Below are 23401 nucleotides of genomic sequence, written 5' to 3'. Positions count from 1 at the left end.
CATAAACCGGTCACAAAAATTGTTTAGTACCCTTATATTTCGTTATTAATAAAATTTAAAAAATTTTATTAATTGTTGTAATTTAAGCATTTATTTGATATCCTTAGTCAATAGGATTATAATTAAATTATGAAAGATGAAGCTTTAAATATTATAGAAAAAGTTAATGAAAATAAGTATGTGAAAAAAACAAAAAAATCTTTGCTTTCTTTGTTTTTTAGTCGTGCTGGAGTTTTTCTGGTATTGGTACTTTTACAACTTGCTCTTATTTTTTATTTATATTGGTATATAGATATTGAACCATCAGTATTATTGGGAGGCGATGCGGTTCTAAGGGCTATTATAATGTTAATAATACTTAATATGGATTCTATTAACACATCTTATAAACTATCCCGGTTTATGCTTATTGCTATTTGGCCAACTTTTGCTAGTGCAGTTTTTTTGCTAGATCATTTTAGCATTGGTCATAAAAAAGAACAAGAAAAAGTTACAAAATTAGAAGAAGCGGGGAGAGCTTATTATCGTAGAGATCCGAAACTTTATGATTATTTAAGAGAAAATAAGAAAAAAGTTTACAATGTAAGCAATTTCTTTTATGATACTGGAGGCTTTGTAACTTACAATAATACATCTACAAAGTATTACCCAGTAGGCGAAGATGTTTTTGCTGATATATTAACTGCTATTAGATCTGCCAAAGACTTTATTTTCATAGAAATTTTCATCATTGATTACGGTCATATGTGGGGTAGCATCCTTGAAGAATTGGTAAAAAAAGTTCAAGAGGGAGTTGAGGTTAGACTTTTGTATGATGGAACTAATTCTTTGATAAGAGTTAAATCTGATTTTAGAGAGCAAATGGAATCTTTGGGTATTAAATGTAGAGTCTTTTCACCTATGATTCCTATAGTTTCAACATATTATAACAATAGAGATCACAGAAAAATATTTGTTATAGATAATAAAATCGCCTTTACAGGCGGGATAAATATTGCCGATGAATATATAAATGTTTATGAGAGATTTGGCCATTGGAAAGATTGTGGACTAAGACTAGAAGGATCAGCAGTTGAATCTTTTACCATAATGTTTTTACAAATGTGGAATTCGACCTTAGATGAAATGGAAGATTTTTCTAAATATTTACTAAAATATTTTGATACAAAAGCAGAAGGATTTGTTTTGCCGTTTTGTGATAGCCCTAAGGATAAGGAAGATTATGGTAAAAATGCACTTTTAAGCATTATTGAAAATTCTAAAGACTATGTTTACATGATGAGTCCATATTTGATTTTGGAAGATCAGATTATTTCTACTATGATAAATGCTTCTAAAAGAGGCATAGATGTTAGAATTTGCCTGCCACATATTCCAGATAAAAAAGTAGCCTTTGCCCTAGCAAGAAGTCATTACAAACAGCTTTTAAAAAATGGAGTTAAAATTTACGAGTATACGCCAGGATTCTGCCATTCCAAATCTTGGCTATCTGATGACTCGTCTGGCTTTGTAGGAACGATTAATCTTGATTATAGAGCTCTTTATCTTAATTATGAGTGTGGTGTTTTGATGAATGATACTGAAGCTATAAGCCAAATGAGAGAGGATTTTGACGTTTTCTTTAGCGTTGCTAGCAAAATTAAATTGGAAGATCTGGCAAATATTCCTCCAATGGATAAGGCGGTAGCTTATGTCGCCAAACCTTTTGCAACTTTATTTTAAAAATCAACCATATGTTTATAGTAATCCCTATAAATATGTGGTTTTTTATTTAAAGTATTGACAAAGTTAATAATAATAATATAATTTATACTAATAGTGTATGGTGTTGCACAAAACGATTTATGGAGGTAATTATATTGTTTGATTTAAATCCTAATTCAGATACGCCTCTTTATATGCAATTGGTAGAACAGACTAAATTAGCCATAGCCAAGGGATATTTTAGAAATGGAGATAAATTTCCTTCTGTAAGGGAACTTTCAAGAGAACTTCTAATTAACCAAGCTACGGTTTCAAAAGCATTTAGAGAGCTTGATAGACAGGGGATTATAGAAACGAAAACGGGAATAGGAACTTTTATATCCTTTGACGATACAAAAATTAGTGCAAGAATTGATGATATGATGAAGAAACTTCAAGATGATCTGATAGAAGCTAGATACTTAGGCATCAGCTTGGATGATGTTACTAAGCTTTATAATAAGGCAGGTGATATAAATGCTCGTTGAGGTTATTAATTTAAATAAGTCTTTTGATGAGAAAAAAGTTTTAGATAATATTTCCTTTAAACTAAATGAGGGAAATATCACAGGTCTTGTTGGAAGAAATGGATCTGGTAAGACGACTTTACTAAAAATAATAGTTGGAATCTATAAGCACGATTCAGGCAAAGTTAAGATTTGTGGTAATTCTTTGGAAATCAATCCAAAAACGATTGAGCATATAGCATATTTGCCAGATAGATTTGATTATTTTGATTATAATAAGGTAAAAAATATTCCGGATTTTTATGAGATTTTGTATCCTAATTTTGATAGGGAGTTTTTTATAAATGAAATTTCTAAAAATAATATAAATTTAAACCAATCTGTGAGAAATTTCTCCAAGGGCGAAAAAAATCTTTTGGGACTTATAACAGTTCTTGCAAGTAACACGAAAGTTATTTTGATAGATGAAATTCTCGATGGTATGGATGTAATAAATAAAAGACTTATAACCAATTATTTGCTAGATGCCAAGGATAAGGGATGTGCAGTTTTTGCTTCAAGTCACGAACTGTCAGATCTAACTGGAATTTGTGATAATATTTTATATCTAAGCAAAGATGGAAAATTATCCTCAACCTCAGAAGAAAATAATCTCAACTTACACAAAATCCAACTTGTCGTAAAAGATAACTTGCCTAATGAAATAAAAGAAAAAGCGATAATACTTTCTAATATTGGTAGAGTTTATACTTTGCTTATAGATTCAAACAAAGAAGACTTAGAAAAGATTCTAGCTGATGAAAATGTCGTTCAATATGACAACTTGGAAATCAAAGTAGAAGATTATTTCTATTTAGAAGAAGGAGCAAGAAAATGAGTGATTTTAAGAAATTATTTAGAATTACTATGAAAAGATTTGGCATATGGATTTTGCTAATATCAATTTTGGTAGCTCTTGCCAACGGTTTGGGATTAAAAAGAGGATTGGATTTGGACTCCAAAAATTTTAAAGAATCCATAGATAAAATGGCAAGCGCAACTAACATAAGTTTTGAATCAAAAAACAGGAAAATTGACAAGGAATTTTTAAGTCAAGCAGAAGAAATCGCCAAAGCCTATGAAGAAAAATACAATTTAAGTGAAAATGAGTATAAAAAATTTAACAATGAGTCAGATTTTGAAAAAATGATGACAAATTTCCAAGATAAATATGGTAGAGATTATTATGCTGTAACAGAACCTTATTATACTTATCGTGATTATCTAACAACTTGGAAAGATAATGGGGGCAACAGAATAGAAAATTCCTATGGTGGAAATTACATTGAGGATTTGACATTGCCAATATGTTTTTTTATATTCATAATAGCAATTCTAGTTACAAGTTTTGAAGAGTCTTTACCTTATTATGAATTTACATGTATGTTTCCTTGGAGAAAAAAAGATGAAATTATCATGAAAAGCATCATGGTTTTTATCTTTGGACTAAGCATATATTTGATAAATTATCTTATAGGTATGGGACTTATGAAAGCGTCTGATTGGGGTCCGTTGATAAGCTTTGTTGGCATAGAAACAATTTCTAAAATGCTATTGATGTTTCTTGCAACGAGTATTTTTGCAGTAGCTTTGGGAATGATAGCTGGCAATTTCATAGGCCATCTTGGCCTATCAATTATTGCCATAGGCTCCATTAGACTTCTAAAAACTTTGATATTTGTAATTATAGCAATATTTAACGATTCAATAGCCTATGATTTTTCTGATAATTATAATAATTTTGCAAATTCTCTACCAAAATTTTTTAAACCTTTTGACATAGTCTTTAATGTTGACAATTCTTATCCATCCATTGCTGGATTTTTGGTAATTGCAATATTGTGGGCGATTTTGGCCTATGGAGTTAATAGCAAAATTTCTTCCGAGAAATCTGGATTGATGATAATTTCAAAGCCTGTTAGCATATGGGCAAAAACTTTAGGTATTTTGTCACTAACATCAGTTATTTATTATTTGATAAGCATAGTTGTAGCTCCATATAATATGTTAATCAATTTAATAATATATGCCCTAGGCTTTTTGATAAGCTACAAGCTATTTGATGTTTTGTTTAAAGTAAGACTTAAATTTTAAGGAGTAATTATGGCAAAAGATAGGTTAAGCTGGCAAGAATACTTTATGAATCTTGCCATGACAGTTTCACAAAGAGGTACTTGCGACAGGGCTTATGTAGGTTGTGTAATTGTCAACAAAGAAAATCGAATTGTAAGCACTGGTTATAATGGATCTATAAAAGGCAATCCTCATTGTGATGAAATTGGACATACCATGAGAGGTGGCCATTGCATAGCAACAATTCATGCCGAAATGAATGCACTTTTATATTGTGCCAAGGAAGGAATTTCTGTAAATGGTTGTATAGCTTATGTAACACATTTTCCATGCCTAAATTGCACAAAAAGCTTGATTCAAGCTGGAATTAGCAAAATATATTATAACAACGCTTATAGGGTTGATGATTATGCAAAAGAATTGCTTGAAAGAAATAAGATTCCTTATATAAAAATTGATTTGCCTAGAGAGAAGTAAACAATGAAATATAGCGAAAATAACAAACAATATCATATAAATTTAGACAGTAATGATATTGGCAAATACGTAATTTTGCCAGGAGATCCAAAAAGAAGCAAAAAAATCGCAGAACATTTTGAAAATGCAAAATTAGTGGCTGATAATAGGGAATATGTGACCTATACAGGATTTTTAAATGGAGAAAAAGTTTCAGTAACATCAACTGGCATAGGAGGACCTTCAGCAGCTATTGCCATTGAGGAGCTAACAAAAATAGGAGCACACACCTTTATTAGAGTTGGAACTTGTGGAGGAATTAGCCTTGATGTAAAAAGTGGCGATATAGTCATAGCTAATGCTGCCATAAGAGCTGAAGGAACTAGCAAAGAATATGCGCCTATAGAATTTCCTGCTGTAAGTGATTTTTTAGTTACAAGCGCCCTAAAAAAAGCTTCCGATAGCCTAAAACAAAATAGCCATTTGGGAGTTGTTCAGTGCAAGGATTCTTTTTATGGACAGCATGAAGCAGATAAAATGCCAGTTTCCTATGAACTAAATAATAAATGGCAAGCTTGGAAAAAATTAGGGGCTCTAGCAAGCGAAATGGAATCTGCAGCCTTATTTACAGTTAGCCATTATCTAAAAGTTAGGTGTGGTGCTTGCTTTTTGGTTGTAGCTAACCAAGAAAGAGAAAAAGAAAATTTGGAAAATCCTGTAGTTCACGATACGGAAATGCCTATAAAAGTTGCCATTAAAGCACTAGAATATTTAATAGAAGATGATAAAAACAAATAGGAGCTTTTAAAGATAAAAAATAAGATCTCTCTTAAAATTAAGGGAGATCTTTTATATTCTTATTCTATTTCATCAACTGTAACATATTTTAACATTCCCATAATCTCATCATGACTTGGCAAGTCGAGAACTCTGGCGGTTGCACTTGCAGCAGCAATTGAAACTTTGTAGGCTTCTAGTGGATTATTATCTTTTACCAAATTTCCTAAGAATCCAGCAATCATCGCATCTCTACAAGCTGTTGTATTTACAATTTCTCTACCATCATCAATTTCATTTGAAGCATATACCTTATCTTCAGCAAAAAGCATAGAACCTTGAGAACCGTAGGAAATAATTACATTTTTTGCTCCCATTTCTTGAAGCTTTTTGCCGTAAGGAATGTAATCTTTTTTCTCTTTAATTTCAACTCCAAAGATTTCGGCAATATCTTCTCCATTTGGCTTGATTAGTAGAGGCTTTTCTTTAACCATATTTAAAAGATACTTACTTGGAACATCAGCTACAAAATCAGCCTTATTTGATGTAGCGACAGAAACTAATCTGTCATAAATTTCAACATCTCTATTTTCTTCCATAGGTGGGACAGATCCACCAAAAATTAGGGTGTCACCTTCTCTTACTCTGGATAAATAATAAAGCAATTCGTTAACTTCTTGTGAGGAAATTTTAGGTCCAGGAAAATTTATTACACTTTCTCTTTTGTTTTCAAAAATCTTTATATTTGTTCTGTTGACATTTTTCATTTCTACAAAATCAGCTTGAATTCTTTCTTTTTCTAGCCAATCTTTGATAAACATACCTTGAAAACCACCGACAAAACCTGTAGCTATTGATGGTATTCTAAGGGCTGAAAGGATTCTTGAAACATTTAGAGCCTTTCCGCCTGGAAGAGTTGTTTCATTTATTATATTATTGTATTGACCTAAATTTAGATTTTCCAATTCAACTAATAAATCAATTGAAGGGTTAAGGGTTACAGTATAAATCATAATTTCTCCTTATATATTTAGTTTTCTGATGACTTCTATTACTTCTTCCATATGCATTCCATGAGATCCTTTTACAAAAACAAGAGTTGACTTGCTTATTAGTTGTTTGAGCTTATCGCACAAATCCGCCTTATTTTCAAAATAAAATACTCTTGATTTTGGGAAATTTTCTAAGGCTGCTTGGTACATATTTATTGATAGAGGTCCAAAGAATAGGCAATAGTCGATACTATTTGGATCAATTTTCTTTCCTATATCAAAATGATAAGAAGCCTCATCATCTCCCAGTTCTAGCATATCTGATAAAACAACGATTTTTTTGCTATAGCCATTTAGCATATAGGCCATTTTTAGTCCTGCTAACAAGGCTTGAGGATTTGATTTATATGAATCATCCAAGATATCAAAACCATCTAGCTCAATAAGTTCAGTACGATTTTTTGAACTTATAGCTTTTGAAAATCCTTTGTTAATTTCATCTGTCCTAAGTCCTAAAAAGCTTGCGACCATTGCGACAAAGGCTCCATTATATAATTGATGATCGCCAACTAGTGGAAGAGCAAAAATATCGTCCTTATGTTTAAATTTTACCCCATTAAAATTAGATTCTTTTTTTTCTATCTTGTAATCAGATGAATTATCATCAAGACCAAAGCTAAGGACTTTTTGTTTTATAGGAAAATCTGCAATGATCTTTCTTAAAGTTGGGTCATCCTTGTTGTAGATAAACAAACCATCTTCTTTCAATCCTTCTACAATTTCAAGTTTTGCCTTGGCAATACCTTCTTTTGATTTTAGTTTTAGTAAGTGACTATCGCCAATATTTAAAATTGCAGCAATATCAGGTTTTACAATATCTGTAGTTAGTGAAATATCCCCGAAATTGTCTGTGCCAAGTTCGATTACGGCAATTTCTGTTTGAGGATCTAAGTCCAAAACAGTTTTTGGGACTCCTATTTCATTATTGAGGTTTCCAATAGTTTTTTGGACTAGAAATTTTTCTGATAAGACTTTAGCTAGCAAATCTTTGCAGGTAGTTTTGCCATTTGAACCGGTTATGGCAATTACTTTCATATCCAATTCGCTTCGGTAAGCTTTTGCCAAATCAATAAGAGCTTTTTTGGTATCTTCTACTATTATATAGGGAATGGTAATATTTTTGTTTAGATTAAAATCTTTATCTATAAGAAAGGCACTTGCACCTTTTTCTTCACATTCTTTGATAAAAATTCTTCCATCATATACTTCTCCTACAAGAGGAATATAAAGGTTTGTTTTATCAATAGTTCTAGAATCTGTTGAAATTCCTTTAATTATTGTATTTTCTTTATCATGATCAGAAATTTTGCCATTAAGCATTTTTGCAATCTGACCTAAAGTTTTATTTATCATCAAATCTCCTTAATCCATCTTCGATTATCTGATCTAAGACATAAGAAAAGTCCTTGTCATAGCTAAGCATAGCAAGTCTTGCAAAAAATGATGACGGAGTAAATCCTGGGAAAGTATTTATTTCATTAATATAAAGCTTTTTATCTTTTGAATAGAAAATATCGACACGAGCAAAACCAGAACAGCCACAAGCCTTGTAACATTCTTTGGCAAATTCTCTAGCTTTTTCTTCATCTTTTGGATCCATCTTATAAGGAAGTTCTTCTATGGTTTGCTTATCAAAATATTTTGCGTCATAATCCAAGAAAATATGGTCTGTAATATATGCTGCAGGTTTGGTAGCTAGAATATTATCTTTTTCGCCAATAACTGCAATTTCAATTTCTTGACCAACAATAAGCTCTTCGACCAAGGCCTTGTCATCGTATTTTAAAGCTTCATCGATAGCTTTTGCCAATTGATCTTTATTTTCGACCTTATTTACACCAACAGATGAACCGTTAGCTGAAGGCTTTACAATTAAAGGAAATCCTATTTCATTTTCGCATCTTTCTAAGAATTTTTCATCAAAGCCTTCCTTATATGTATATAAATATTTAGCTTGGAGGAAACCATTTTTATAGAAAATATCATTGCTAGTAACCTTATCCATGCAGATGGCAGAAGATAAAAGTCCATTTCCAACATATGGAAAGCCCAAAACATCCAAAAATCCCTGAATTGTTCCATCTTCGCCATAAGTTCCATGGATAGCAGGAATAATTACGGTGTTTTTAGGATCTAATGATTTTATTTCATCGATAAAATTAGCTATGCTCTCAGCTTTAGAAAAATTAATTTCTTTTACTAGGGAAAATTCATCGCTAGTGTCTTCAAAAGCAAAGGCTTTAGAAAAACATCCTTCTTTATTAATATAAACTAATTTCAAATTGTACTTTTCTTTGTTTAAATTTTTGCTAATATTTAGGGCACTTCTTAAAGCTATATCATGTTCGCTAGAAGGACCACCAAAAAGCAAGTAGACATCAATCATTGCAATCTCTCTTTCATTATCAATATATAAAATTTTACTACATATAAAAATTATCGGCAAATATAAAGTTAAATTATAAAGATAATTACAAAAATTAAAAAACAAAAGTTACAAAATAAATATAAAAGTTTTTGAAGAAAATGTGTAGAAATACAGATTTCCACTAGGAATTAGAAAGATAAATATCTTATGATTTTAAAGGCTAAAGATTGATATTACAAGCATTGGCAAAATTTTAAAAATAAAAATATATTAAAAAGAAACTACATAATTTCTACACAATTACAAGATATAATAGCACTTGTAAAAAGAAGTTGTTAACATTTTGTAACTATTGTTACAAAACATAATAATTAAAATGAAAGGAAATTAATACATATGATTAATTTTAAAAAATATATACTTGCAACAGCTTTAGTTTTCCCATCAATAATAGCTATGAATGCAAAAGAATCTGATGCGGCAAAGGTAGTTATTGACAAAAACTTAGCTAATGCAGTAAACGTAAGAAATCAAGCAAGCTTAGGAGATAATGTAATGGGACTTATCTCCGATGAAGAGAAAAGCTATGAAATTAAATCTAACGAAGGAGATTGGTTAAAAATCGATTTTAACGGCAAAGATGCCTTTGTATCAAGAAGATATTTCCATATCCTTGGCGAAGATAAAATTATAGCAGCAACAAATTTCAGAGACAATCCAACAATCAACTCTAATGTTATGAGAATTTTACAAAAAGGCGAACTTGTAGAAGTTTTAGAAGTTGCTGAAAATGGTTATTTAAAAGTAGAAATTGATGGAAAAATTGGCTATGTTTACCACAACTTATTAGAAAGCTTTAGAGAAAAGAACGTAGCTTTAGAAAAAAATGCTAAGGCTAAAGAAAACAAACAAGCTCAACAAAGTCAACAAGTCGTGCAAACTCAAACTAACAATCAAAGCACTCAAGCAAACCAACAAACAAGCCAAGAAGATCAAACTCAACAAGAAGAACAACAACAATTTACAACAAATTGGGCAAAAGAATGGATAGCTCAAAGAGAATCTAATGGTTCTTACACAGCCTACAATCCAAGAGGGGGTTATTATGGTAGATACCAACTTAACCCATCATTAATTCACTACGGTGCAAGCCCTGCAGAACAAGAAGCAGCAGCTGATAATTATGTTTACCAAAGATATGGTTCATGGGAAGCAGCTCAACAATTCTGGGCATCACACGGTTGGTATTAAAAATATTTAACATCCTCATTCATGGGGATGTTTTTTCTTTGGAAATTTTTCCTAGAGAAATAATTTAAGGCTGGTAAAATATAAACTATCATTAAATAAACAAAGGAGTTAACAATGGCAAAAAATCCTATAGTTACTTTTGAAATGGAAAATGGGGATATCTTTAAGGCAGAACTATATCCAGAAATCGCACCAAACACTGTAAATAATTTTATTTCCCTAATAAATAGCAATTTTTACGATGGATTGATTTTTCATAGAGTCATCAAAAATTTCATGATCCAAGGTGGAGATCCACAAGGAACAGGAATGGGTGGTCCTGGTTATTCAATTAAGGGAGAATTTTCTTCAAACGGATTTAAAAATGATTTAGCTCACCAAGCCGGAGTTTTATCAATGGCAAGATCAATGATGCCAGATTCTGCTGGAAGTCAATTTTTTATAATGCATAAGGATAGTCCACACCTAGATGGAGAATATGCAGCCTTTGGCAAAGTTATAGAAGGCATGGATATAATTGATAAAATTGCAAATGTAAAAACCGATAGGGCCGATAGACCAGTAGAAGAAGAAAAAATGAAAAAAGTTACAGTAGAAACTTTTGGAGAAAATTATCCAGAAGTTGAAAAATATTAATTAAAAAAAAGAATCTCTTGGATTAAAAGAATAAAAACTTTTCCAAGAGATTGTTTTTTATATTCAATTATAATTTTCCAAAATTTTGGGTGAAACTTTTTCTAATGGAATTTATGCTTTTTATATTTAAAATATTATTTTAAATATTATCATAATTTTTTAGAAGATATTCCAAAACTTCTATGCGTTCTTTTAGCTCTCTTCCTTGATCTGTATCTTTTAGAAGCATTCTAGGGTGGAGAACTTCAACTTCTTTGATATTTGGCCTATAGGAATTTACTCCTTCAGTTATAGATTCATAGCTTCTGTGCTCAGCTAGAGAAACTGCATGAGAGTTATAAACTAAGGTATAGCCAGCTATGCCAGTTTTAGCCTGGTAAGGCTTTGAAATTCCACCGTCTATTACATATAATTTCTTATTAGCTTTTACAGGAGAATCTCCCTTGGTAGTTTTTACTGGAACATGGCCATTAACAATTCTTCTTCTGGAAGATTTGACGTTAAATTCATCCAAAATCATATCAACAATTTCTTCGCTATTGGATAATTTAAAATATGGATTGTAGTCTTCTTTTTTTAAGTCTTTGTTGTCTACAAAAATATTCTCAAAGTAAGAAAACTGACTTTTGCCAAAAATCGGAGAATTTCTACCATTAAAAAGATACCACATAACATCAACTGAATAAGGGTCCTTATTATAAAATGCTTCTCTAGCAACGCTATCAAATTTATCCATCATAGCTTTGCCTTTAAAAACTCCTCCGTCAATTTCTACTTCCCTAAAAGATCCATCGTCATTTAGTGGAATGCAACCGTGAAAGAGCAAAGAACCATTTTCCACCTTATATAGTCCACCTTTTTCGTACAAAAATGCAATGTGCTTATTAAGTTTACTAGCTCTGGTGAAATCCTGTTGGAGATTATCAATAACGTGTTTTTCACCTTTTGTAAGCTCTAGTGGATTTTTAGAATTAACTGTAGGTAAGTTTGTGTCCTTCAAAGGCTCGCCCTTATAAGTCATATTTGTAAAATCAATATGCTTTAAGAAATTTCTATCATCCATATTAAATTCTTTGTTGCGCTCAATCAATTGCCCATCTAGTTTATATCTTATAATTGAAATGGCCTTAAACATCTTGGCTGCAACTAGAGAATCGATATTATCGTAGTGATTTTCATCAAAAATTCTCGGCATAAACAATTCGCAAGGGTCTTCTCTATAATTTTTCATAGTAAATTCATAGAGTGGTCGAAGATTTATTCCATAACCATCTTCAAGCATATCAAAATTGTTATATTGGATTGCATTTGCAACACAAGCTGCTGTAAGAGCCTTACAGCCACAAACAGCTCCCATCCATTCTATATCGTGATTACCCCATTGGATATCTACATTAGGGAAATTAATTAGCTCATCTAAAATTATTTGTGGAGATGGACCTCTATCGAAGATATCGCCTACAACGTGAAGCTTATCAACACTTACTCTTTGAATTAGCTTTGAAATTAGGATTATAAAATCTTTGGCGGCTCCGTATTTTACGACATTATCGACAAGGTTATCGTAATAAACTTTTTTATTAAATTCTGAATCGTTGGTGTAAAGCAGTTCATCCACAATATTTGTATAGGAAGTACCAAACTTTCTTTTGACATAATCTTTGGCGTATTTGGTTGAAACAAATCTAAATAAAGAAACCAACCTATGAATAGTTATGGTAAGATAATCTTCGTTAAGACCTCCATTAATCTCTAAATCGTGGAGGACTTCTTTTGGATTATAAACCAAGTCAACCAAGCTATCTTGCTCTTCTTTTAGAAGAGTATCGCCAAAATTTAGAGAAGTTTTTTCTCTAATATTTCCTGAAGCAGATTTTAGTAAATGCAAAAATGCACTAGATTCTCCGTGGATATCAGAGAAAAAATACTCAGTTCCCTTTGGCAGATAAAGCTTTGAATTTAGAGAAATAAGTTCATTTCTAACCTTAGACTTGCTGTAGTAATGTTCTTTTAACAACTTGTAACAATTTTCTTGCATAAAAATCTCCTTAAATTATCTATTCTAATTAAGCAGGACTTTATTACTGGTCTATTTTTTCTGTGTCATCTTTTTGAACAGCATCAGAAACATCTACATCATCCAAATTTTCACTATCTATCTCATTTGGATTACTTTGGTAAACTAATTTATCGTCAATTTCTTCGTGAGTATCAGAATCTTCTATGAGTTTTGCAGAATCTACAAATGCTTGCTCTTCTGTTTTTGTTTCTGGGTCAGAATTTTTTTCCTCATTTTCATCTTTTGTATAGATTTTGACTTTCTCTTCTTCTTCATTTGCTTCAGCTTCATCTAGGTCTATATTTTTTTCAAATTCTATATAATCATTTTCTTTTTTGTTTTCGCCTAAACTTTCATCTGTGATTTCATTATTTTCATCATCTACATAAAGACCACGAGCTTTGGCTATTAATCCAAAAATAGAATTAATTACAATAAGACCATTGAGGGCAAAAAATACATAGACGAAGTATTTTTGTTCATTTCTTAGGCTTATATAGACAAATCCATCTAAGGCCAAAAATATCAAGGCAAAAAGTAGATTAGACAAATGATATTTACCATTATCAGCTGCCCTAAAAATATGTCTTGTAATTATGATATTAAGGATAAAAAGTATAGCAAAAATCATTATAAGTGTTGCTTTTATCAAAGTTTTTGGAATAAAATTAAATCCTATAATATCAAAAGATGCGTAAAGTAAATTAATATCGACCAAAATTGTAAAAGCTATGGCAAGCAAAAATAAAATCGTTACTATGGATCGGAATAATCCGGTAATTGTGCTTATAAATTTAATTAATTTTTTCATAGATCCTCCATTACTAATATTATAACATAATTGGTCTTTATAAATAAATATCCTAGAGAAAATTATAAATATGTGGTATAATAAAAAAATTGTGTTTACAATACCAATTATTGTATGTATAGTAAGAGTAATGTAATTTATTTTAATATTATTTTCTGAAATTCTAGTTGACAAATCTAGGTAATTTGTGGTATAATATGCCATTGCTAGAAATCTGTACACCTAGATTTTTTGTAGGATTTTAGGCTAATTTTTAGCCTTTCGTGTTTAAAAGAGTGAAGGAGTTTTAATTAATGGTCCAATATCACAAAGAGTTCTTTGGAAAAACTGAAAGAGTGAGTTTTTCTAAATTTCCTCAAGTCTTAGATTTACCTAATTTACTAAAAGTTCAAAAAGATTCTTATCAATGGTTCTTAGATGAAGGCCTAGGTCAAATTTTAGAAGACATTTCTCCAATTGAGGATTACAATGGCAATTTGATACTTGAATTTGTAGGCTATGAGTTTGACGATCAAACAAAATATACTATTCAAGAGGCAAAATATAAGGATACAACTTATTCAAGAGATTTAAAGGTCAAAGCTCGTCTTATCAACAAAGAGACAGAAGAAGTAAAAGAGCAAGAAGTTTTTATGGGAGATTTCCCTATGATGACAGATTCTGCAACCTTTGTAATTAACGGTGCGGAAAGAGTTATAGTTAGTCAGCTTGTAAGAAGTCCTGGCGTTTATTTTGCAGAAGAAACTGACAAAAGCGGGGACAAACTTTATTCTTGTACTGTTATACCAAATAGAGGAGCTTGGATAGAATTTGATACTGATGCTAGCCATACAGTAAATGTACGCTTGGATAGGACAAGAAAGCTTCCAGCTACTACTTTGGTTAGAGCCTTATTATTCCAAACTGATGATGAAATAATAAAAGCTTTAGGAGATACCAAACATCTTAGAACAACACTTGAAAAAGAAAATTCACAAACAAGTGAAGAAGCACTAATAGATATTTATAGAAAGCTTAAACCAGGAGATCCTGCAAGTTTAGAATCCGCCCAAAACCTAATTAATAATTTATTATTTGATGATAGAAGATATGACTTGGCAAAAGTTGGTAGATACAAATATAACCAAAAATTAGCTCTATGGCCAAGAATTGAAGGCGAAAAAGCTGCAGAAGATGTAATTGATGGCGAAACTGGTGAGCTTTTCGTTAAAAAAGGCGAAGTTATTGATAGATCTACAGCAATTGCCATAGAAAATGCTGGAATTAATTCTGTCGATATATTAAAAGAAACAAATGAAGATGAATATCAAGTTCTAAAAATAGTAGGCAATCATTTTGTAGATATCAAATCTTTTGAAGAATTAGAAGATGTTGATTACGACATAGATGAATTTGCTGAAAAAGTTTATTATCCAGTGATGAGAGAAATTATCGATGAAGCTAGCGATAATGAAGAAATTCTTTCTATGATGATCAAAAGAAAGAAAGAACTTGCACCAAAAAATATAACAAGAAGTGACTTATTAGCCATAGTAAATTACCAATTCAACCTTTTTGAAGGAGTTGGCGATGTTGACGATATTGACCATTTAGGTAATCGTAGAGTTCGTGGAGTTGGAGAATTACTTCAAAATCAATTTAGAGTAGGTCTTGCTCGTATGGAAAGAGTTGTTCGCGAAAGAATGACAACCCAAGATCCAGATCTTGCAACACCACAAGGACTAATTAATATTAAACCTGTTACTGCAGTTATAAAAGAATTCTTTGGTTCATCCCAACTTTCTCAATTTATGGATCAGACAAATCCAATGAGTGAATTAACTCACAAAAGACGTCTATCAGCTCTAGGACCTGGTGGTTTGTCAAGAGATCGTGCAGGAGTTGAAGTTCGTGACGTTCACGATTCTCACTACGGTAGAATTTGTCCGATAGAAACTCCAGAAGGACCTAATATAGGACTTATAACTTCTCTTACAACCTATGCAAGAGTTAACAAATATGGTTTTATCGAAACTCCTTATAGAATTGTAGAAGCAGGAGGAAAGGTAACTGACCAAATAGACTATCTAACAGCTGATGTTGAGGATAATTTCATTATAGCTCAAGCTAACGAACCACTTGACGATAACAATGTTTTTGTAAACGAGAGAGTTTCAGGACGTGGTTACAAGGGTGAAAATGATATTTATCCAAGGGAATCCATCCAATATATGGACGTTTCTCCTCAACAAATAGTTTCTGTTGGAGCATCACTAATTCCATTTTTGGAAAACGACGATAGTACCCGTGCTCTAATGGGTGCCAACATGCAACGTCAAGCAGTTCCTCTACTAAAATCTGAAGCACCTATTGTTGCAACAGGAATAGAACATAGGGCAGCCAAAGACTCTGGGGTTTGCGTAGTTAGCAAAAACGCTGGGGAAGTTGTTTACGTTGGAGATGAAAAAATCAAAGTAAAAAGAGATGACAATGGTGAAATTGAAGTCTACGATCTACTTAAATTTAAAAGAGCCAACCAAGGAACAACCATAAACCAAAGACCGATTGTAAAACTTCACGATAAGGTTTTTGCCAATGAAATTTTGGCAGATGGTCCATCAACCAAAGATGGAGAGCTTGCTTTAGGAAAAAATATCCTCATAGCCTTTACAACTTGGGAAGGTTACAACTTCGAAGATGCTATGCTTCTTAACGAGGAGCTTGTTATAGATGATGTTCTAACATCAGTTCATATAGAAGAGCATGAATGCGAAGCTCGTGAAACAAAACTTGGAGCTGAAGAAATAACAAAAGATATACCAAATGTCGGCGATGATATGAAGAAAAACCTCGATGCTAATGGAATCATTCGTATAGGAGCTGAGGTAAAATCTGGCGATATCCTAGTTGGAAAAGTTTCACCAAAAGGAGAAACAGAATTATCACCAGAAGAAAGACTTCTTCGTGCAATATTTGGTGAAAAAGCTCGTGAAGTTCGCGATACATCACTAAAAGTACCTCATGGTGAAGAAGGTATTGTAGTTGATGTAAAAGAATATGACAAAAAAGATGGAGACGAATTATCTCCAGGTGTAAATAAAGTAATAAGAGTTTATGTAGCTACAAAAAGAAAAATAATGGTAGGCGATAAGATGTGTGGTCGCCACGGTAACAAGGGTGTCGTTTCAAGAATTTTACCAAGAGAAGATATGCCGTTTTTACCAGATGGAACACCTATCCAAATTTGCCTAAACCCATTAGGTATACCAAGCCGTATGAACCTTGGACAAGTACTTGAAGTTCACATGGGACTTGCTGCAAGAGCTATGGGTTGGAAAATAGCTACTCCAGTATTTGATGGTGCAATGGATACTGAAATTGAAGATGCTCTTGAAGAAGCTTCAAAAACTGCACCATATATCAACAAAACTGGAAAAATTCTCCTTCGTGATGGTAGAACTGGGGAAAATTTTGAAAATCCAGTAACAGTTGGCGTAATGTATATGCTAAAACTTCATCACATGGTTGAAGAAAAAATCCACGCTAGATCCATTGGACCATACTCACTTGTAACCCAACAACCACTTGGTGGTAAGGCACAATTTGGTGGTCAAAGATTTGGAGAAATGGAAGTTTGGGCTTTGGAAGCTTATGGTGCAAGCCATACCCTCCAAGAAATTCTAACTGTAAAATCAGATGATGTTACAGGACGTGTAAAAACTTACGAATCCATTGTAAAAGGCGAAAATATCCCAGATCCAGGAACTCCAGAATCATTTAAAGTTCTAGTAAAAGAGCTTCAATCACTTGCCCTAGATGTTGAGCTATTAGATGATGATGGTTCAGTAATAGAAATTAAAGAAAATGTAGACGAACAAGATAGATTTAGTCAAGTTGACAAAATAGATGCATCAAAAATAAAATCCCAAACTAGATCTTTAACACAAAACTTGAATAGTTCAGAAGAAAATGAAAGCGAAAGTGAAGAAGATAGTGAAGACATTCAAATAGAAGAAGAATTTGAAAGCCTATATCAAAAAGATTCAGACACTGACGGATTTAGCATCGAGGAAGTAGAATAGGGAGATTTATGAGCGAATTACAAAATTTTGACGGGATGAGGATGAAAATTGCATCCCCTGAAAAAATCAGATCCTGGTCTCATGGTGAAGTTAAAAAACCAGAGACAATCAATTATAGAACCCTTAAACCAGAAAAAGATGGTCTATTTTGCGAAAAAATATTTGGACCAACCAAAGACTATGAGTGTTCTTGTGGCAAATATAAGAGAATTAGATACAAGGGCGTAGTTTGTGAAAAATGTGGAGTTGAAGTAACAAAGGCAAAAGTTCGTCGTGAAAGAATGGGACATATTGAACTTGCTGCTCCAGTAAGTCATATTTGGTATTTTAAAGGAATTCCATCAAAAATGGGATTGCTACTAGATATGAGCCCTAGAATCCTTGAAAAAATTCTTTATTTTGCTTCTTATGTAGTAATAAATCCTGGCCAAACAGACCTATATGTTAAGCAAGAAATCTCTGAAACAGAATATCAAGATATAATAGAAAAATATCCAGACGATACAGAATTTAAGGCTGCGATGGGAGCTGAAGCTGTTAAGGAATTACTAGCAAATATAGATTTGGAAAAAGAATATGAACTATTGATGAAAGAGCTTGAAGAAGCAACAGGTCAAAAGAAAGTTAGAATTTCAAGACGTCTTGAAGTTGTAGATGCCTTTTTGACCAGTGGCAACAAACCAGAGTGGATGATTCTTGACGTTCTTCCAGTTATGCCACCAGAGCTTAGACCAATGGTACAACTTGAAGGTGGAAGATTTGCCACATCTGACCTAAATGATCTTTATAGACGTGTAATCAATAGAAATAACAGATTGAAAAGACTTTTAGATATTGGAGCACCAGAAATCATCGTAAGAAATGAAAAAAGAATGCTTCAAGAAGCTGTCGATGCCCTAATAGACAATGGTAGAAGAGGAAGAGCTGTAACAGGTGCTTCTAATAGAAATATGAAATCTCTATCAGATCTTCTAAAAGGAAAATCCGGACGTTTTAGACAAAACTTACTTGGTAAACGTGTAGATTATTCAGGTCGTTCAGTAATAGTTGTAGGTCCGGATCTAAAGTTTAACCAATGTGGTTTGCCACAAGAGATGGCACTTGAATTATTTAAGCCATTTATAATGAATAAGGTCGTAGATCGTGGCATGGCTCACAATCTAAAAGCTGCTAAGAAAATGGTTGAGAAAAAAGATCCAAGAGTTTATGAAGTCTTAGAAGAAGTTATAAAAGATCACCCAGTCTTATTAAACCGTGCCCCTACTTTGCACAGACTTGGTATTCAAGCTTTTGAGCCAGTTCTTGTAGAAGGTAAGGCAATAAAACTACATCCACTTGCTTGTAACGCATTTAATGCGGACTTTGATGGTGACCAAATGGCTATCCACTTGCCATTATCAAATGAAGCACAAATAGAAGCAAGACTTTTGATGATGTCAACAAATAATATTTTGGGTCTAAAAGATGGAAAACCAATCACCACCCCTTCACAAGATATGGTATTAGGTGCATATTATCTAACAACTATCAAAGAAGGTGCTAAAGGCGAGGGAATGGTTTTTGAATCAACCAATGAAATGAAAAAAGCTCTTCTAACAGGAGCAGTAGAATTTCAAAGTGAAGTTTCAGTAAGAATCAAAAAAGACCCAGAAGATAAGGGCAAAATTGTAAAATCTTCTGTAGGTAGATTTATTTATAACGAGGGAATTCCTCAAGATTTAGGCTATGTAAACCGTAAAGAAGATCCATATTCACTAGAAATTGATCAAGTTATCGATTCTGGAGTATTAAAAGATATAGTAGGTAAATGTTTTAGAAAACATGGTAATATCAAAACTGCAGAAGTTTTGGACTATATCAAACAAACAGGCTATAAATACTCAACCCTTTCAGGTCTTACAGTATCTATGGCAGATGTAAACATTCCAAAAGAAAAATGGGATATCATAGCTGAAGCTGATAACGAAGTTGACAAATACGAAAAACTTTACAGACGTGGTCTTATCACAGATGACGAAAGATATGAAAAAGTAATAGACATTTGGAGAATTACAACAGATAGGGTAACAGACGCTCTACTAAGTGATTTGCGTGATGATAACAACATAAAAATCTTTGCAGATTCTGGTGCCCGTGGTTCAACCAACCAAATTAGACAATTAGGTGGTATGCGTGGACTAATGAGCCAGGCTGATGGTAAAACAATAGAAATTCCAGTAAAGGCAAACTTTAGAGAAGGACTTTCTGTACAAGAATACTTTATCTCAAGCCACGGTTCTCGTAAGGGTCTTACAGATACAGCTCTAAGAACAGCAGACTCAGGTTACTTAACTCGTAGGATGGTAGATATTTCTCAAGATGTAATAGTAACAGAAGATGATTGCCATACCCATAGTTATGTTGAAGCCTACGAATTTAAAGATGGCAACGAACTAGTAGAAAACTTATACACCCGTATAGTTGGTAGAACTTCATTTGAAGATATAAAAGATGAAAATGGAGAACTAATTGCTAGCAAAGACCAATTAATAGATGAAGATACAGCCGATAGAATAGTACAAGCAGGTATAAAGAAAGTTAAACTACGTTCAGTTCTTGAATGTAAGGCAAAACAAGGTGTTTGCGCAAAATGCTATGGTAGAAACTTAGCAACAGGAAAACCAGTTAATATTGGAGAGGCTGTAGGAATAATAGCAGCTCAATCAATAGGTGAGCCCGGTACGCAACTTACCATGAGAACCTTCCACTCAGGTGGTATAGCAGGAGTAGGAATAACCTCAGGTCTTCCAAGAGTTGAAGAATTATTTGAAGCTCGTAAACCTAAAGGACTTGCTTATATTGCAGAAAATTCTGGAACAGTAAGTCTAATCCAAAATGAAAAGAAAACTGACGTAGAAATCTTATCAGAAGACGGCTATGCTCAAAAATATAACATACCATTTGGCTCAAGAATTCTTGTTCACGATGGAGACGTGGTAGAAAAGGGAGCTCAACTAACAGAAGGTTCTCTAGATCCACACGATGTATTAAATGTTTTAGGCAAAGTTGGAGTTCAAAATTATATCACCAAGGAAGTACAAAAAGTTTACCGTATCCAAGGTGTAGAAATTGACGATAGACATATAGAAGTAATAACTCGTCAAATGCTAAAGAAAGTAAAAATTGAAGATTCTGGAGATAGTAAGTTTTTACCAGGATCCTTACAAGAAAGACGAGAAGTGGAACAAGTTAATGAAAAATTGGAAGCAGAAGGCAAAATGCCAGCTAAATACAGCCAAGAATTACTTGGTATAACCAAGGCTTCTCTTGCAACAAATTCATGGCTATCAGCAGCTTCTTTCCAAGAAACGACAAGAGTACTAACAGATGCATCAATCAAAGGCAAAGTCGATGATCTAATGGGTCTTAAAGAAAATATCATAATAGGAAAACTAATACCAGCAGGAACTGGTATGAGACGCTACAACGATGTAGAAATAGATTATGAAACAAAAGAGCTAGAAGATGCACAAATTGCCATGAACATGGAAGCTTTAGAAAAAGAAGAAGCGCAAATATAAATTTTAAGGACTGTTTAAGGAAAATTTATTCCCTAACAGTCCTTTTTAATTTGCTATAACAATATCAAGATATCACTTTATAAAAAATCAACTTTAAAGCAAATGAAATAAAAGATAAATATTTGTATTATTATTCACTATAATTAAGGAAAATATGAAAACCTTAGTCAAATATGCAAAAAATCTTTAAAAAAAATTTACATTATTCATTTTATCTGTTATAATGCTGTTGGTGGGAAAAATAATCCACCTACATATTATAAAATCAGGAGGAGAAATTTTTAATATGAAAAGGTTTACTAAAGTTCTTCCTTTAGTTTTTGCATTAGTTTTCACAGCTTGTGGAAATAACGCAGATAAGAAAACAGAGGAAAACAAAGACGCTAGCACAGAAACAAAAACAACAGAACAAGCTAGCACAGAGACAGCAACTAGTGCAGATAAAACTGTTTACAATTCTTTTATAGCAGCAGATCCAAACTCTATAGATGCTCAAAGAGGTTCAGATACATATGGTAACAAAATAGTTAACAACATCTATGAACCACTTTTAAGATTAGTTGAAGACGGTGATGGACTAAAAGTTGAAGAAGCAGCAGCTGAAAGCTGGGAACTTTCTGAAGATGGTAAAACATATACATTCCACATCAGACCAAATATGAAATGGGAAGATGGAGAGCCTTTAACAGCTAAAGACTTCGAATATGGTATTAAACGTACAGTAGATCCAGAAAGTGGTTCTGAAAGTGCATTCTTACTTGCAGACATTGAAAACTTTGCAGAATGTAACAAAGGCAAAAAACCACTTGATGAACTTGGAGTAAAAGCTACAGACGATATGACTCTAGAAATTAAACTATCTCATCCAGCAACTTACTTTACATCAATAATTCCATTTAGAGTTTGCTTCCCACAAAGACAAGATGTTGTTGAAGCAAAAGGTGATGCATTTGGTTCTGAAGCTGATACAGTAGTAGGATGCGGTCCTTTCAAACTAACAGAATGGACACACAACTCTCAATTAGTTCTTGAAAAGAACCCTGAATATTGGGATGCTGATAAGGTATCACTTGAAAAAGTTAACTTAAAAGTATTAACAGATATCAACGCTCGTATGAACGCTTTCCAAGCAAAAGAAATTATGTCAATAATTACAAACTTACCTGAATGGACACAAACATTTGATAAGATGGAAGGTATCGCAACAGCAGATGTGGCACTTCCATCAATGGATTACATGGTTCCAAACCACAAAGATGAGCTATTTAAAAACGCAAAAGTTAGAAAAGCCTTTAACCTTGCTTTAGATAGAGAAGGATTAAATGATGTTGTTCTTTCTGGACAATCAACACCAGCTTATTACTGGGTACCAGGTGGTATTACTCTAAATACAATAAACTTTAGAGAATTTGCTGGAGAACCACTAAAGAAAGCAATCGAAGAAAATTCTGACGTAAAAGCTTTACTTCAAGAAGGTCTTGATGAAATTGGCAAAGGTCAAAAACCAGAAGATCTTGAAATTAGCTTAATTATGACAAACGATACTTTCTTAAAAGCATATGGTGAATACCTACAAGAAAACCTACAACAAAAACTAGGTGTTAAAGTTAACCTAGAAACACTAGAATGGCCAGTTCTATCTAGTAGAGTTCAAAAAGGTGACTACCAATTAGCATTCTTAGCATGGTTTGCAGATTACAACAACCCATCAGCAATGCTTTCATTATTCAAATCTGATGCAGCAGCTGTAAACTCTGGTTGGACAAGCGCAGATTATGATAAACTAATTGATGAAGCAGCAATTGAAACTGATGATCAAAAAGCAGCTGATTTATACAAACAAGCTGAACAAATGCTAGTTGATGAAGATGTTATCTATCCACTTATTACTGGTAAATCAACCCTATATTACCAAGATAATATAGAAAATATCAACATTAACCAATTCTCTACAGCTGGATATAAATATATCAAGATTAAATAAGAATAGAGAAAATATAAGAAAAGTAAGAAGCTGTTAGATTCTAACAGCTTCTGCAATTTTAGGA

The 23401-nt window shown here is 32.7% G+C and carries 16 protein-coding genes; 11 read left to right on the top strand and 5 right to left on the bottom strand.

The features are described from left to right. Window positions 1-129 precede the first annotated feature (129 nt). From cls to udp, 6 genes are all read left to right on the top strand, one after another. The gene (gene cls, locus GAN53_RS05870; protein ID WP_151409947.1) at window positions 130-1722 is read left to right on the top strand and encodes a cardiolipin synthase; all 1593 of its coding nucleotides are present in this window, start codon (window positions 130-132) and stop codon (window positions 1720-1722) included. Between the two features lie 137 nt (window positions 1723-1859). Then, window positions 1860-2231 carry a GntR family transcriptional regulator gene (locus tag GAN53_RS05865; protein ID WP_151409945.1) on the top strand — a complete coding sequence of 124 codons (372 nt, stop codon included), beginning with the start codon at window positions 1860-1862 and terminating at the stop codon, window positions 2229-2231. Further along, entirely contained in the window at window positions 2221-3087 is an 867-nt protein-coding gene (locus tag GAN53_RS05860) for an ATP-binding cassette domain-containing protein (RefSeq protein WP_151409944.1), read from the top strand. Before GAN53_RS05865 ends, GAN53_RS05860 begins: the two co-directional genes overlap by 11 nt. Continuing rightward, window positions 3084-4343 carry a hypothetical protein gene (locus GAN53_RS05855; protein ID WP_151409941.1) on the top strand — a complete coding sequence of 420 codons (1260 nt, stop codon included), beginning with the start codon at window positions 3084-3086 and terminating at the stop codon, window positions 4341-4343. Before GAN53_RS05860 ends, GAN53_RS05855 begins: the two co-directional genes overlap by 4 nt. A 9-nt stretch (window positions 4344-4352) precedes the next feature. Next, complete coding sequence (locus GAN53_RS05850; RefSeq protein ID WP_151409939.1) at window positions 4353-4799, top strand: deoxycytidylate deaminase; 447 nt, start codon at window positions 4353-4355, stop codon at window positions 4797-4799. Window positions 4800-4802: 3 nt separating this feature from the next. Then, a complete protein-coding gene (gene udp / locus GAN53_RS05845; protein WP_151409937.1) occupies window positions 4803-5576 on the top strand; it encodes a uridine phosphorylase in 774 nt (257 codons plus the stop codon). A gap of 59 nt (window positions 5577-5635) precedes the next feature. Here udp and GAN53_RS05840 read toward each other — a convergent pair whose 3' ends face one another. The 3 genes from GAN53_RS05840 to GAN53_RS05830 are packed head-to-tail and all read right to left on the bottom strand — an operon-like array spanning window position 5636 to window position 8993. Beyond that, complete coding sequence (locus GAN53_RS05840) at window positions 5636-6568, bottom strand: 1-phosphofructokinase family hexose kinase (protein ID WP_151409936.1); 933 nt, start codon at window positions 6566-6568, stop codon at window positions 5636-5638. A 9-nt stretch (window positions 6569-6577) separates the two neighbouring features. Next, window positions 6578-7960, bottom strand: coding sequence for a UDP-N-acetylmuramoyl-tripeptide--D-alanyl-D-alanine ligase (locus GAN53_RS05835; protein ID WP_151409934.1), 1383 nt, complete (start codon window positions 7958-7960; stop codon window positions 6578-6580). After that, entirely contained in the window at window positions 7950-8993 is a 1044-nt protein-coding gene (locus GAN53_RS05830) for a D-alanine--D-alanine ligase family protein (RefSeq protein WP_151409932.1), read from the bottom strand. The genes GAN53_RS05835 and GAN53_RS05830 overlap by 11 nt, the downstream gene beginning before the upstream one ends. A 378-nt stretch (window positions 8994-9371) precedes the next feature. Here GAN53_RS05830 and GAN53_RS05825 point away from each other — a divergent pair, with 378 nt between their 5' ends. Then, complete coding sequence (locus tag GAN53_RS05825; protein ID WP_151409930.1) at window positions 9372-10226, top strand: SH3 domain-containing protein; 855 nt, start codon at window positions 9372-9374, stop codon at window positions 10224-10226. Window positions 10227-10340: 114 nt separating this feature from the next. Then, complete coding sequence (locus GAN53_RS05820; RefSeq protein WP_151409928.1) at window positions 10341-10862, top strand: peptidylprolyl isomerase; 522 nt, start codon at window positions 10341-10343, stop codon at window positions 10860-10862. A 139-nt stretch (window positions 10863-11001) separates the two neighbouring features. Here the strand turns inward: GAN53_RS05820 and GAN53_RS05815 are convergent, their stop codons facing one another. Continuing rightward, complete coding sequence (locus tag GAN53_RS05815) at window positions 11002-12900, bottom strand: fructose-bisphosphatase class III (protein ID WP_151409927.1); 1899 nt, start codon at window positions 12898-12900, stop codon at window positions 11002-11004. A gap of 43 nt (window positions 12901-12943) precedes the next feature. Next, window positions 12944-13732 carry a hypothetical protein gene (locus GAN53_RS05810; protein ID WP_151409925.1) on the bottom strand — a complete coding sequence of 263 codons (789 nt, stop codon included), beginning with the start codon at window positions 13730-13732 and terminating at the stop codon, window positions 12944-12946. Window positions 13733-14025: 293 nt separating this feature from the next. Here GAN53_RS05810 and GAN53_RS05805 point away from each other — a divergent pair, with 293 nt between their 5' ends. The 3 genes from GAN53_RS05805 to GAN53_RS05795 all read left to right on the top strand — a co-directional run bounded on the left by GAN53_RS05805 (window position 14026) and on the right by GAN53_RS05795 (window position 23337). Next, on the top strand, window positions 14026-17793 hold the full coding sequence (locus GAN53_RS05805; protein WP_151409924.1) for a DNA-directed RNA polymerase subunit beta: 3768 nt from the start codon (window positions 14026-14028) through the stop codon (window positions 17791-17793). 8 nt (window positions 17794-17801) lie between these two features. Continuing rightward, on the top strand, window positions 17802-21353 hold the full coding sequence (gene rpoC / locus GAN53_RS05800; RefSeq protein WP_151409922.1) for a DNA-directed RNA polymerase subunit beta': 3552 nt from the start codon (window positions 17802-17804) through the stop codon (window positions 21351-21353). A 286-nt stretch (window positions 21354-21639) separates the two neighbouring features. Continuing rightward, window positions 21640-23337 (top strand): peptide ABC transporter substrate-binding protein, encoded by a 1698-nt coding sequence (locus GAN53_RS05795; protein ID WP_151409920.1) that lies wholly within the window; start codon window positions 21640-21642, stop codon window positions 23335-23337. The last annotated feature ends 64 nt before the right edge of the window (window positions 23338-23401 follow it).

It is taken from the genome of Anaerococcus sp. Marseille-P9784 (genome assembly GCF_902500265.1).
Taxonomy (GTDB): domain Bacteria; phylum Bacillota; class Clostridia; order Tissierellales; family Peptoniphilaceae; genus Anaerococcus.
Note: the sequence above shows the minus strand (reverse complement) of the source record. Positions and strands in the feature narration are given on the sequence as shown.

What these genes read in the sequence shown, in the direction of transcription:
- cls (WP_151409947.1), top strand. Translation starts at nt 130, where the DNA reads ATGAAAGATGAAGCTTTAAATATTATAGAAAAAGTTAATGAAAATAAG.
- GAN53_RS05860 (WP_151409944.1), top strand. Translation starts at nt 2,221, where the DNA reads ATGCTCGTTGAGGTTATTAATTTAAATAAGTCTTTTGATGAGAAAAAA.
- GAN53_RS05855 (WP_151409941.1), top strand. Translation starts at nt 3,084, where the DNA reads ATGAGTGATTTTAAGAAATTATTTAGAATTACTATGAAAAGATTTGGC.
- GAN53_RS05850 (WP_151409939.1), top strand. Translation starts at nt 4,353, where the DNA reads ATGGCAAAAGATAGGTTAAGCTGGCAAGAATACTTTATGAATCTTGCC.
- udp (WP_151409937.1), top strand. Translation starts at nt 4,803, where the DNA reads ATGAAATATAGCGAAAATAACAAACAATATCATATAAATTTAGACAGT.
- GAN53_RS05840 (WP_151409936.1), bottom strand. Translation starts at nt 6,568, where the DNA reads ATGATTTATACTGTAACCCTTAACCCTTCAATTGATTTATTAGTTGAA.
- GAN53_RS05835 (WP_151409934.1), bottom strand. Translation starts at nt 7,960, where the DNA reads ATGATAAATAAAACTTTAGGTCAGATTGCAAAAATGCTTAATGGCAAA.
- GAN53_RS05830 (WP_151409932.1), bottom strand. Translation starts at nt 8,993, where the DNA reads ATGATTGATGTCTACTTGCTTTTTGGTGGTCCTTCTAGCGAACATGAT.
- GAN53_RS05825 (WP_151409930.1), top strand. Translation starts at nt 9,372, where the DNA reads ATGATTAATTTTAAAAAATATATACTTGCAACAGCTTTAGTTTTCCCA.
- GAN53_RS05820 (WP_151409928.1), top strand. Translation starts at nt 10,341, where the DNA reads ATGGCAAAAAATCCTATAGTTACTTTTGAAATGGAAAATGGGGATATC.
- GAN53_RS05815 (WP_151409927.1), bottom strand. Translation starts at nt 12,900, where the DNA reads ATGCAAGAAAATTGTTACAAGTTGTTAAAAGAACATTACTACAGCAAG.
- GAN53_RS05810 (WP_151409925.1), bottom strand. Translation starts at nt 13,732, where the DNA reads ATGAAAAAATTAATTAAATTTATAAGCACAATTACCGGATTATTCCGA.
- GAN53_RS05805 (WP_151409924.1), top strand. Translation starts at nt 14,026, where the DNA reads ATGGTCCAATATCACAAAGAGTTCTTTGGAAAAACTGAAAGAGTGAGT.
- rpoC (WP_151409922.1), top strand. Translation starts at nt 17,802, where the DNA reads ATGAGCGAATTACAAAATTTTGACGGGATGAGGATGAAAATTGCATCC.
- GAN53_RS05795 (WP_151409920.1), top strand. Translation starts at nt 21,640, where the DNA reads ATGAAAAGGTTTACTAAAGTTCTTCCTTTAGTTTTTGCATTAGTTTTC.